The following is an 11394-nucleotide window of genomic DNA, read 5'->3' as shown; positions in this document are numbered from 1 at the left end:
GACCGTGGAGTCGCATAAGTTCCTCGCCAGATTCGGGTGGATGGGAACGTGCACGAATCGACTCGAGCGGCCGCTGGCTGCCGGCGGCGAATTCGATCGATTCGCCGCCCGTGCGTGCAAACAGGTATAGTGTTCCAGTCAGAACGCAGTAATGAACGGCCCGACCGCCACAGCGACATCGAGATGTCCGACGATACCCGCCGACGCGTCGTTCGGATCGCCCGCACCGAGCGCCGTCGCCACCGCCGCGCGGTCGACGACTCGAGGAGCCTCCGATATCTTCGACACGGCAGCCGACTCGCCGTCGCGTTCGCGCTCGCGATCGGCGCGTACGCACTCGGTCGGGAACTCGCCGCTGGAACCGGAACTGGATCGATCCCCCGCGGCGAGTTGGCCCTCGTTGCGGCCGTCGTCGTCGTCGCGACGGCCTGGCGGAGCGGCCGCACGTTTCACACCAGATTCGAACGCATCCGGCCCGAGTTCCTGCTGACGACCGTCAGTGAGAGAACGGCCGCGTTCGGCCTGCTGGCATTCGTCGCGGTGCGAGTCGCCGCGTCACTCGCCGCCCCCACGATCGGCGCCGCGGTCGGACTGGCGATCGGGCTCCGTTCGCCGGCGGTCGCGTTCACGGCGACGCTCGCGGTCGGCGCGCTCGCGGCGGTCGCCATCGTCGGCGGCTGTGCGCTTCGCCTCGGTGCTCACCTCGCGGCTCGGCGACTGGCGCGCGGTCGCGGTCGGACCCTGCGGGACCTGCTCGTTGCGCTCGGCTGGCTTCCGCTGCTCGGCGGCTGGCTGTTCCTCCGCACCACGTCGTACTCGATGGCACCCGTGTTCGCGGCCCTCGAGTCCGGGCCGCTCTCGTGGCCGGTCGATCTCGCCTTACTGGGCGCGACCGGCGGATCGGTCAGGGCGGCGACCGAGCCGACGCACGCGCTGGCGGCGCTCGCCGTGCTCAGTTTCGCAGTCGTTCCGTTCGTTTCGGCGACCGTGGCCCTCGCCGGTCGAAGCTGGGTGCGCGACGGCGAGACGACGCGGTCGTCGGTGGTCGACGATTCGCGGACGCTCACCGACGAGCCCCGACTGGAGCGGCTGTTCGGCGGACGCGTCTCCCGTCCGGTCCGAGCCGTCGCCCGGAAGTGTTGGCTCGCCGAGCGACGGGTCCACCGCGGGCTGTTGGTAGCGGCCTACGCGTTCGCGTTCGGGGCGCTGATCCTGTTACCGATCTTCGGCATCCTCGGCGCGCCGCTGTTCCTGTGGTTCGTCGCGACGCTCGGTCTCGCACTCGGCATCGCCGTCGGCGGCCAGCCGGTCGAGACGGAGTACCAGGGGCTCCCGATGCTACTGACGACGATCGACGGCCGAACGTACGTCCACGGCACGCTGCTTGCAGGGTTGCTCGTCGGTGCGCCGATCGTCGCGGCCGTCGTCGTTCCGGTCGGCGTTCTCGCCCCGCCGACGCTCGCGGAGACCGCCGCGCTCGCCGTCGCCGGCGTCGCGATCTGTGGCTGTACCGCCGCGGTCGGCCTCGCCGTCGAGCTGACCGTCGACCGCGCCGAACTCGGTCCCGTACCGTCGTTTTTTACGGACATAACGGTGTACGCCGAGACCGGCTCGAGCCCGTTTCGTCGCCTTGGGACGATCTTCGCCATCGCCTCGTGTACGCTCCTGCCGGCCGTCGTCGGCAACGTTCCGTTCGTCTACGACGCCGGGCTGTTGATCGGGCTCTCGAGCGAGGCCGTTCGGGTCGGCTCGCTGCTGACGACGGCGCTCGCCGCCCTCGTCGTCTCGAGCGTCGCGTCCCGACTGGCTATCGGGCGGTACGACGAGTATCGGCTCGGCTGAGGGGCGCTGTACGACAGCGTCGAGCAAACCCGAGTCCAGGGAGAGCGCCGCCGCTCAGCGGCGGGAGACGAAAAAGAACACCTGACGTCAAGGAGACGGGCCGGAGCCGGCGAAGCCGGCCGACCCGCCCGTGCCGATCGTGACGGGTTCGAGCGAGATTTCGAGAGTGGGCCCGTTACCCTCGACGACGACCGTGTGACCGGCGTACTCGAACTCGAGCGAGGAGAACCCGGGACTCTCGGAGAGCGAGTCGAGAACGGTGGGATCCATCGCGTTGTAGAGCGGGTCGAGTTCCAGCGGATCGGTATCGGTTGCGGTGGCAACGAGTTCGATGACTGCCATACTCGGCTCTCGCTCGTCTGCCGCCGTCACTGTCGTCGAGTGGTTCATAACTACCGGTGATGGGAGCGGGAGTAAAGAAAATGACCCAATATTTCACGCCGCGACAGACAGTGAAAATCACAGTCCAGATGGACTGAATCCGGTTCCTGACCGGGGTTTCGCACCTATTAGGTTCGACTCGAGTTACCCATAAACCAGTTTCGCTATCGGAGACACGTGTCGAGACTTCGGGCGGCGACCGTCCGGGGCTCGATCACTCCCGACGCGGGACCTCGTGGCGACCGAAGCCGTAGCGCAGTCGGCTGGCGAGTCGCCGCGAGAAGCGACCGTCGTCGGCCCGCGACCCGAACCGTTCGGAGAGGGCGGTGTAGATCAGCGGGAGCGGCACTTCCTGCTCGAGGCCCTCCTGGACGGTCCAGGTGCCCGTCGAGCCGCCCTCGATGCGGTCCGCGACGTCGCCCAGGTCCGACCCTTCCTCGCGGAACGCCTCCTCGCAGAGCTCGAGCAGCCACGAGCGGATGACGGCGCCGTTGTTCCAGACGGAGGCCACCTGCTCTAGATCGAGGTCGTATCGCCCCTCGTGGAGCAGTTCGAACCCTTCGCCGTAGGCCTGCATCAAAGCGTACTCGACGCCGTTGTGGATCATCTTCACGTAGTGGCCCGCGCCGGCGGGACCGACGCGTTCGTGGCCGTCGGGGCCGGTCGCGACGGCGTCGAAAACCGGCGCGACCTCGTCGTAGGCCCACTCGGGGCCGCCGACCATCAGCGAGAAGCCCAGCTCGGCGCCCGCGGGGCCGCCGGAGGTTCCGCAGTCGAGGTAGGCCGCGGGGCAGGCCGCCGCGCGGCGCACGGAATCCTCGAAGTAGGAGTTGCCGCCGTCGACGACGACGTCCTCGCCGTCGAGGTGGGCCTCGAGTTCGTCGAGCGTCGCGTCGACGGCCTCGCCCGCGGGAACCATCAGCCAGATGCGTTTCTCTTCGCCGAGTCGGTCGACCAGATCCGCGATCGAGTCGGCCGGGTCGGCGCCGGCGTCGGCCGCCGTCGCGACGGCCTCCGGCTCGAGGTCGAAAGCGACGACGTCGTGGCCCGCCTCGAGCGTCCGATCGACGACGATCTGTCCCATGCGTCCGAGTCCGATTACGCCCAGTTGCATGGGCCACACTCGGCGGGGCTCGGTGGTAGTGGTTGTGATTTGGCCGGCGGCCGCGATCGCACGCTACCCGGACGATCCGACCGCCGGCGCCGACCCGCCCGGGAGGACGACCGTCGCTTCGCTGCCGCCGCGCGCCGTCGTCGACGGCCTCGAGTTCGTGCGGACGTCCCACCACCGACTAGACAAATATATTATACTTCGAGGTAACTGTCTGGCGGCTGAAATGGAACCGAAAAGTACCGTAACAGCAACCCGATCACGAAATAGCTCCGTCGGCCGACGTCGGCCAACCCGTCAGTGAAGGGGTTCCTCGAGGCGGGCCCAGCCGATGGCGTCGAGAACCACGATCTGGTCGTTGTAGTGGACGTAGACGCCGTTGTACTCCGTGTCGGACCCCTCGTAGTAGGGGAGTGCTCCCCGGACGGAGTCGACGACGGACCAGGCGCCCTCGCGATCGATCGTGACGTGCGCCCACTCCTCGCGCGCGTCGTTGCGGACGGCGCGGTCGATCGCACGGCGCGCGCCGGGAATTTCGGCCAGTCGTTGCGAGGTGACGTCGACGACGGTCGCGTCGTCGGGAACCGCCTCTCGGTCGACGAGTCGCGCGCCGAGGTCGGCTTTCGATTTCGAGGAGCGATCGATCCGCTCGCTCGAGCGAAGCACGTAACCGACGGCCGCCGCCGTTCCGACCGCGAGCATCGAGAGCGCCAGTTCTTTACCCCGAATCATCATGCGAGTACCTTACAGTAACTGACTAAGTATCTTTCGCAAGAATGTCCGGATCTCGTTGCGGTTCGGGCGACGGAATCGACCGACGCCGTCGGAATCCGAATCGGGCAACGCTCGGCAGAATCGGAGAGCGCAGCGAACTCGGCGAGCCGAACTCAGAGAAGCCGCGGGAGGTTCGAGATCGAGCCGGCGACCACGAACAGCAAGATGCCGACGACCGCGGCCACGCGGTACAGCGACAGCACGTCGTCGGCCGGCTCGCGCAGTTTCTTCCCGTTGAGTCCCGACTCGAGTCGCTTCGCGCCGATCTCGACGAGCGCTGCCAGAATCGCCCAGAGAGCGACCATCGCGAGGACGAGCTGGCCGTTCGTCGTTTCAAAGAGGCTGTCGGCGGTGTAGCCCGTTCCGGCGAGGTGGCCGCCAGAGAGCAATAGTACGAGTGCGCTCACGCGCGAGATGGTCGTCAGTTTCCCCGAGATTACCTCGAGCGGTTTCGTCGAGTTGAACGCGCCGTCCCGCGCGAGCGGCAAGATGACGAACGCGACGTAGAAGACGCTGCCGGCCCAGATGGCGGCGAAGACGAGGTGCACCGTCTGGGCGAGGAACGTATCAACCATACCGAGTTGCTGTTCGGGTGGGAGTATCAGCGTTCCGACTCGCGTCGAGGGCGGTCACTCGACCCTCGAGTCCGGTACGCCACCGTCACTCGAGCCAGTCGGGCAGCCACGGAATCAGTCGGCGCCGGAGCGCGGCGTAGGCGAGCGAGAGGGCGATCCCGCCGATCACCAGCCCGGCGATCCAGCCGTCGAAGACGAGCAGCGCCGGAATCGCGAGCGCGACGGCGAGGGCGGCGTCTTCCGGCGCGCCGTCGTAGCGAATCCAGCGCCGGGGACGGATCCACCGACCGCGGACGTGATCGTAGACCGCCCGTTCGGTTCGGTCGTTCCAGGGGTCCATCTCCGGCCCGCCCCCGAGCGCGTCGCTGGCCGCGTGGACCCACGCCGCGACGGCAACGGCCGCCAGCGCGGCGGTGAGACTCGAGGGAACCAGCACGGTGAGTCCGACGGCGGGAAGCGCGACCGCGCCGCCGAGAAGCGGGAAGTGAAACGTCCGCCGGTGGACGGCGACGAGGTCGAAATCGGGCGCGAGGCCGCCGAGAATCGCGCCGACGGCCAGCGCGGTCCCGAACTCGGGGTAGACGGCGGCGACTGGAGCGACGACGGCGAGCCCGGCGAACACGTGCGTCGTCGCCATCATGGATACGGGATACGCTATTTCAGGGCGACGCGAGCAAAAGCGTGTTCGATCCGGTCGCCAGCAGAGACTCGAGTCGAGTCCGCACGCGAGACACGAGGACGTTTCGGGTCACTCGAGGTTCTCGCCCTGATAGCTCCCGTCGTAGACGTCCTCGTGGTCGGCTTCGGTCAGCACCAGCTGGGCGATCCGGGCGCCGCGTTCGATCTCGATATCGTGGTGGACCTGCAACAGCCCCTCGCCGCGGCCCTCGTAGCCGGCGTCCCAGACGGCCGTGTTCAGCATACAGGAGTTGCGCAGCAGCGACGATCGCGGGTAGACGAAGCCGACGTGTTCCTCCGGGATGTGGATTCGCTCGCCGTAGCGGACGACGTAGGCGCCCTGCGGAAGGTAGTAGGTGTCGGGGTGTTTCTGCTCGAGTTCCTCGAGGGGGCGAGCGACGCGGTCGCCGATCTGTTTGCCGTCCCGACCGATTCGGCCCGGCTCTAGCTGCTCGAAGACGACGTCTGCGGTGAGGTCGACGCCGTTTGGCTGGACCTGCTCGTCGGTCGTCGGCGAGACGTGCTCGGCGACGAACGCACCGGAGCGGAACATGTGGACACAACGCGACGGCAACGAGAAAAGCGTATCCGTTCGCGACACCCGAGAGAACGGCCGGCGTGGGTGAGAGCGGAAGGCACGGCAGGTCCCGACTCGAGGTGCTCGGCGTCGCCGCGGCCCGCGCCGACTCGTCTCGATCCGACTCGAGACGCCGAGTCGAGTCCACAGTCGTCGACTCATCGTTCGGCACCCCCCGTCGTTGGTGCAAAACTTACGTGAAACCCGGTACGTTTCCCGCTTCGGACTACCAAAACCTCACCAAAACACGCTGGATTTATCACGACGGAAAGCCGAGTTTCGGGTGCTATGGGACAGACTCTCACCGAAAAGATTCTCGACGACCACCTCGTCGAGGGCGAACTCGAGACCGGCGAGGAAATCGGGATCGAGATCGACCAGGTACTTACCCAGGACACGACCGGTACGATGGTCTGGCTCCAGTTCGAAGCGATGGGACTGGACGAGGTCCAGACCGAGATCGCAGCGCAGTACTGCGACCACCAGACCTACCAGTTCGACTTTAAAAACACCGACGACCACCGTTTCCTCCGCTCTGCTGCCGGCAAGTACGGCGCGTATTTCTCCCGACCCGGCAACGGCATCTGTCACAACGTCCACCGCGAGAACTTCGCGGCCCCCGGCAAGACGCTGCTGGGCTCGGACAGCCACACCCCGACCCCCGGCGGCCTCGGTGAACTCGCAATCGGTGCCGGCGGAATCGACGTCACCGTCGCCATGGGCGGCGCTCCCTACTACATCGAGATGCCCGAAGTCGTCAACGTCCGACTCGAGGGTGAACTCCCCGAGTGGGCCACCGCGAAAGACGTCATCCTCGAGCTCCTGCGCCGTCTCTCCGTCAAAGGCGGCGTCGGCAAGATCCTCGAGTACACCGGACCCGGCGTCGAGTCGCTCACCGCGCCCGAGCGCATGACGATCACGAACATGGGCACCGAACTCGGCGCGACCTCGTCGATCTTCCCGACCGACGAGCAGACCGAAGACTACCTCGAGCGCCTCGACCGCGGTGACGAGTACGTCGAGCTTCAGCCCGACGACGACGCCGAGTACGACGACGAGATCGTCGTCGACCTCTCGGATCTCGAGCCGCTGATCGCCCAGCCGTCGATGCCCGACAAGGTCGTCCCCGTCAGCGAAGTCGAGGGCGAGTCCGTCGAGCAGGTCATCGTCGGCTCCTGTACGAACGGCGGCTACGAGGACATCCTCCCCGTCGCCAAGATGCTCGAGGGCCGCGAGGTCAACAAGAAGACCGAGGCAATCGTCGCGCCCGGCTCCAAGCAGGCCTCCGAGATGCTCGCCCGCGAGGGCTGGGTCGCGGAGATGATGGCGGCTGGCGTCAACTTCTCCGAGGCGACGTGTGGTGCCTGTATCGGCATCGGTCACGTTCCCGCCTCCGACTCCGTCTCGCTGCGGACCTTCAACCGCAACTTCGAGGGCCGCTCGGGTATCGAAGACGACAACGTCTACCTCTGTTCGCCGGAGGTCGCCGCCGCCGCGGCGATCGAGGGCGAGATCACCGACCCGCGCAACCTCGACGACGTCGAGGCGCCCGGCGTCGAGCTTCCCGACGAGTACGACGGCTCGAAGACCGACCTCATCACGCCCGAGGAGGCCGTCGACGACGAGCTCGTCAAGGGCCCGAACATCGGCGACGTCCCGCTGCGTGACGAACTCGGCTCGGACATCGCCGGCGAGGTCCACCTGAAGATGGAGGACAACATCACGACCGACCACATCATTCCTGCGACGCAGGACATCCTGATGTACCGGTCGAACATCGAGAAGCTCTCCGAGTTTACTCTCTCCCGGGTCGACGACACGTTCGCCGAGCGCGCGAAGAACGCCGACGGCGGCGTCCTCGTCGCCGGCGAGAACTACGGCCAGGGCTCCTCGCGAGAGCACGCCGCGATGTGTCCGATGTACCTCGGCATCGAGGCCGTCCTCGCCCAGAGCTTCGCCCGGATCCACCGCGCGAACCTCTTTAACTTCGGTATCGTCCCGCTGACGATCGACGAGGACACCTACGAGGACATCGACCAGGGCGACGAGGTCGAAATCGTCGACGACGTCTACGAGGCCGTCACCTCCGGTCAAGAAGAGTTCACCGTCCGCGTCGGTGACGAGGAGTACACCGCGACGCTCGACGCTTCCGAGCGCGAACGCGACATCCTCGCCGCCGGTGGCAAGCTCGCCTGGACGAAAGAGCAGGCCGAAGGCGGCTCCGGCGCCGCGCCCGCCGACGACTGATCGACTCGTCGACTGACCGACTCATCGGTCATTCGATCGACGCTCGTGCCACGCTTCGATTTTCGTTTTTTCTGCCACCGGTAGCGGCGACGCTATGTATCTGCTGCATCAAAGTGGAGGATATGGACGCACACTCACGCGACGCGCTCGTCGACCTGCTCGAGACGCCTTCGCCGTCGGGCTACGAAACCCGCGGCCAGCGCGTCTGGCTCGAGTACGTCGAACAGTTCGCAGACGACGTGCGGACGGACGCCTACGGCAACGCCGTCGCCGTCTACGAGGGAGGCCCCGACGCGCCCGAGGTGGCACTCGCCGGCCACGCCGACGAGATCGGCTTTCTCGTCAGATCGATCGACGACGACGGCTTCGTCAGGCCGGGGCGTATCGGCGGCAGCGATCCGTCGGTCTCGCAGGGCCAGCACGTGACGATCCACGCCGCGGACGGTCCCGTCGAGGGCGTGATCGGCCAGACGGCGATCCACCTCCGGGAAGAGGACGGTGAGAGCCCCGACGTCTCGGATCTCTGGATCGATATCGGTGCCGAAAGCGAGGACGAAGTGAAAGAGCGCCTTGAGATCGGTGACCCGATCACGTTCTCGTCGACGGTCTCCTGGCTCTCGGAGACCCGGCTGGCCGCCCGCGGGATCGACAACCGCGTCGGGACGTGGGCCGCCGCCGAAGGGTTCCGAACGGCGGTCGAGAACGACGCCGAGGCGACCGTCTACGCCGTCTCGACCGTCCAGGAGGAAGTCGGCGTCAAGGGCGCGCAGATGGTCGGCTTCGACCTCGATCCCGACGCCGTCGTCGTCGTCGACGTCGGTCACGCCGTCGACTACCCGTCGGCGCCGAGCGAGAAGACGAGCCGGATGGAACTCGGCGCGGGACCGGCGCTCGGCCGGGGGAGTACGAACCACCCGGTGCTGTTCGAGGCGCTGCAGTCGGTCGCGACCGACCGCGACGTCGACGTCCAGATCGAGGCGCTCGGCCTCGGGACGGGGACGGATGCGGACGGCTTTTTCACCGCGGCCGGCGGGATCCCCTCGCAGGTCGTCTCCGTTCCGAACCGGTACATGCACACACCCGTCGAGGTGATCGACACCGACGATCTCGAGGACGTGGCGACGCTGCTCGGCGGCTTCGCGAGCCGCGCCGCCGAGTTCGCGCCGTTCGCCGTCGAGATCTGAGCACCGGCGCTCGAGAGTGGACCCGGACCAGAACCGAAACGAGATCGGAACCGGTACCGACATCCGCCCGGAGCCGATAGCTCGAGCGAATGCCGACTCGTGGACACGAAAACGCGGGCTACCGACGACTGTTCGACGACGACGGCCTCTCTTTCGGCGTCGGCTTTCCGCTGACGGGAGCGAACCGCTCGACGCCGGACGTCGCCGAGGAGATCCGGCTCGCACGACACGCCGAATCGGTCGGCTTCGACGGCCTCTGGGTACGAGACGTGCCGACCTACTGGCCGAAGTTCGGCGACGCGGGTCAGACGTTCGACGCCTGGCCGTGGCTCTCGCAGGTCGCCGCCCACACCGACGACATCGCGCTGGGGACCTCGAGCATCGTGCTCACCCTCCGCCATCCCATCCACGTCGCGAAATCGGCGGCTACCGTCGATCGACTCTCCGACGGCCGACTCGTGATGGGGGTCGCCTCGGGCGACCGCGACCCCGAGTTCGACGCCTTCGACGTCGACCGCGAGAATCGAGGCCGCCGCTTTCGCGAGCGTTTCGAGGCGATTCGGGCGTGCTGGCGCGAGGAATACCCCGAACTCGAAGGCGAGTGGGGTCGCCTCGAGGGTGACCTCGACGTCGTTCCCAAGCCGACCGCGGAGACGATTCCGCTGCTCCCGACCGGCAACTCCCGACAGTCTGACGAGTGGATCGCCGCGAACGGCGACGGCTGGCTGTTCTACCACCTGCCGGAGTCGACCCTCGAGAGCTACCTCGCGGACTGGCGAGAGCGAGCGGGCGAGAAACCGTTCGCCATCGCGATCCGGGTCGAGTTGGCCGACGATCCGACGGCCGGGCCCGAACCGCTGCATTTGGGGTTTCACGCCGGGATCGAGTGGTTCCGAGAGTACTTCCGGCGACTCGAGGGGTACGGACTCGACCACGCGATCGTCGGGATACAAAACGAGGATCGGACGGCGGCGCTGTCGACGTTCGCCGACGAGATCGCGGCGAAGCTGTGAGAACTACTGCGCGCTCGAGTCGTCCGAGTGCGCACGCACCCACAGCTCGCCGATCCGCGAGAGCCGAGTCCGGTAGGATTTCCCGTGTTCCTCGCGTTCGATGTAGCCCTTTCCGCCCGGACCGAGCCGATCGACGTTGTAGATCACCTTCGAGCGGAAGCTGTCGGTGTACTCCTCGTTGAGTTCCCGGGCCAGCGACTCCGCGAGTTCGGAGACGGAGGCGAACTCGCCGTCCTCGCCTAACTTGTAGAGGATGAGTTCCTCGAACGGTTTGACGTTCGAGAAGGAGGCGACCGGCAGTTCGACGATGTGGCTGCCGTCGATCTCCTTGGCGCCGATCGTCGTCCCGCGCTCGTCGAACTCCGAGAGGAGGTCCCGGGCGCTCTCGAGGCGGCGCTCGAGGCGCTCGCCGTCGATGCCGTCGGTCTCGATCCCGCGTTCGTCGTCGGTCCCGGTACCGTCGGCCCCCAGGTCCTCGAGCAGGGCGATCTGCTCTCGCAACTCCTCGGCGAGTTCGGTCTCGAGGTACTTTTCGGGGGCCGTGTAGTAGGTGTGAATTCCTTCGCGATCCTCTTCGCGCTCGAGCATCAGCGAGTGGGCGGCGTTGGCGAACGCGAAGCTGACGGTTCGGGGCATCGCGGCGATGTTGACCCAGACCTCGTTACCGGCGTCGAGTTCGGCCGTGATGAGATCGTAAGCCTGCTCGAAGGCCGCGTCGTAGTCGTAGACGTCCGAGAGGACGAACCGCTCCGTGCTCGCCCCGAGCAGGTTTCGGAAGTCGGTCTCGAGTTTCTCCGAGAGGTGCCGGGAGTACTCGACGTTGGCCTCGCTGCCGACGGCACCCTCGAGCAGGATGACGCTGTCGACGTCGATCTGATCGCGCACGAGCGGCGCGATCAGCCGGTCGTAGTCGAAACCGACCGGAACGATGTGCGTTTGCATGTGTGGACCGAGGAACGGCGACGTAATCAAACCCGGGAGATCGCCGCCGTCGTGATGGCCGCCCGCTCGA

11 protein-coding genes are annotated in these 11394 nt (G+C 67.0%); 4 read left to right on the top strand and 7 right to left on the bottom strand.

Annotation, left to right across the window (positions count from 1 at the left end; all coding sequences use genetic code 11):
- Positions 1–183: 183 nt before the first annotated feature.
- Positions 184–1842, top strand: a complete 1659-nt coding sequence (locus tag C493_RS14410; RefSeq protein ID WP_007260192.1) for a hypothetical protein — start codon at positions 184–186, stop codon at positions 1840–1842.
- Between the two features lie 87 nt (positions 1843–1929).
- Here the strand turns inward: C493_RS14410 and C493_RS14405 are convergent, their stop codons facing one another.
- From C493_RS14405 to C493_RS14380, 6 genes are all read right to left on the bottom strand, one after another.
- A complete protein-coding gene (locus tag C493_RS14405) occupies positions 1930–2232 on the bottom strand; it encodes a HalOD1 output domain-containing protein (protein ID WP_007260191.1) in 303 nt (100 codons plus the stop codon).
- A 205-nt stretch (positions 2233–2437) separates the two neighbouring features.
- Positions 2438–3337, bottom strand: a complete 900-nt coding sequence (gene gnd / locus C493_RS14400; protein ID WP_007260190.1) for a phosphogluconate dehydrogenase (NAD(+)-dependent, decarboxylating) — start codon at positions 3335–3337, stop codon at positions 2438–2440.
- Between the two features lie 294 nt (positions 3338–3631).
- A complete protein-coding gene (locus C493_RS14395; RefSeq protein ID WP_007260189.1) occupies positions 3632–4069 on the bottom strand; it encodes a hypothetical protein in 438 nt (145 codons plus the stop codon).
- Positions 4070–4221: 152 nt separating this feature from the next.
- Positions 4222–4683, bottom strand: coding sequence for a CopD family protein (locus tag C493_RS14390; RefSeq protein WP_007260188.1), 462 nt, complete (start codon positions 4681–4683; stop codon positions 4222–4224).
- 85 nt (positions 4684–4768) lie between these two features.
- Positions 4769–5323 carry a hypothetical protein gene (locus tag C493_RS14385; RefSeq protein ID WP_049889379.1) on the bottom strand — a complete coding sequence of 185 codons (555 nt, stop codon included), beginning with the start codon at positions 5321–5323 and terminating at the stop codon, positions 4769–4771.
- Positions 5324–5431: 108 nt separating this feature from the next.
- Positions 5432–5914 carry a deoxyuridine 5'-triphosphate nucleotidohydrolase gene (locus C493_RS14380; protein ID WP_007260186.1) on the bottom strand — a complete coding sequence of 161 codons (483 nt, stop codon included), beginning with the start codon at positions 5912–5914 and terminating at the stop codon, positions 5432–5434.
- Between the two features lie 312 nt (positions 5915–6226).
- Between C493_RS14380 and C493_RS14375 the strand changes: the two genes are divergently transcribed.
- The 3 genes from C493_RS14375 to C493_RS14365 all read left to right on the top strand — a co-directional run bounded on the left by C493_RS14375 (position 6227) and on the right by C493_RS14365 (position 10382).
- On the top strand, positions 6227–8185 hold the full coding sequence (locus tag C493_RS14375; RefSeq protein WP_007260185.1) for an aconitate hydratase: 1959 nt from the start codon (positions 6227–6229) through the stop codon (positions 8183–8185).
- A 122-nt stretch (positions 8186–8307) separates the two neighbouring features.
- A complete protein-coding gene (locus C493_RS14370) occupies positions 8308–9369 on the top strand; it encodes a zinc-binding metallopeptidase family protein (RefSeq protein WP_007260184.1) in 1062 nt (353 codons plus the stop codon).
- Positions 9370–9458: 89 nt separating this feature from the next.
- The gene (locus tag C493_RS14365) at positions 9459–10382 is read left to right on the top strand and encodes a TIGR03571 family LLM class oxidoreductase (protein ID WP_007260183.1); all 924 of its coding nucleotides are present in this window, start codon (positions 9459–9461) and stop codon (positions 10380–10382) included.
- A gap of 3 nt (positions 10383–10385) precedes the next feature.
- Here the strand turns inward: C493_RS14365 and C493_RS14360 are convergent, their stop codons facing one another.
- Positions 10386–11324, bottom strand: coding sequence for an HFX_2341 family transcriptional regulator (locus C493_RS14360; protein WP_007260182.1), 939 nt, complete (start codon positions 11322–11324; stop codon positions 10386–10388).
- Positions 11325–11394: the final 70 nt, after the last annotated feature.

The organism is Natronolimnohabitans innermongolicus JCM 12255, from assembly GCF_000337215.1.
GTDB classification, from domain to species: Archaea; Halobacteriota; Halobacteria; order Halobacteriales; family Natrialbaceae; genus Natronolimnohabitans; species Natronolimnohabitans innermongolicus.
This window is presented reverse-complemented; position numbering and strand designations above follow the sequence as displayed.

Coding starts and splice junctions, on each gene's coding strand:
- C493_RS14380 (WP_007260186.1), bottom strand. CDS start 5,914: ATGTTCCGCTCCGGTGCGTTCGTCGCCGAGCACGTCTCGCCGACGACC.
- C493_RS14375 (WP_007260185.1), top strand. CDS start 6,227: ATGGGACAGACTCTCACCGAAAAGATTCTCGACGACCACCTCGTCGAG.
- C493_RS14410 (WP_007260192.1), top strand. CDS start 184: ATGTCCGACGATACCCGCCGACGCGTCGTTCGGATCGCCCGCACCGAG.
- C493_RS14370 (WP_007260184.1), top strand. CDS start 8,308: ATGGACGCACACTCACGCGACGCGCTCGTCGACCTGCTCGAGACGCCT.
- C493_RS14390 (WP_007260188.1), bottom strand. CDS start 4,683: ATGGTTGATACGTTCCTCGCCCAGACGGTGCACCTCGTCTTCGCCGCC.
- C493_RS14385 (WP_049889379.1), bottom strand. CDS start 5,323: ATGATGGCGACGACGCACGTGTTCGCCGGGCTCGCCGTCGTCGCTCCA.
- C493_RS14365 (WP_007260183.1), top strand. CDS start 9,459: ATGCCGACTCGTGGACACGAAAACGCGGGCTACCGACGACTGTTCGAC.
- gnd (WP_007260190.1), bottom strand. CDS start 3,337: ATGCAACTGGGCGTAATCGGACTCGGACGCATGGGACAGATCGTCGTC.
- C493_RS14405 (WP_007260191.1), bottom strand. CDS start 2,232: ATGAACCACTCGACGACAGTGACGGCGGCAGACGAGCGAGAGCCGAGT.
- C493_RS14360 (WP_007260182.1), bottom strand. CDS start 11,324: ATGCAAACGCACATCGTTCCGGTCGGTTTCGACTACGACCGGCTGATC.
- C493_RS14395 (WP_007260189.1), bottom strand. CDS start 4,069: ATGATGATTCGGGGTAAAGAACTGGCGCTCTCGATGCTCGCGGTCGGA.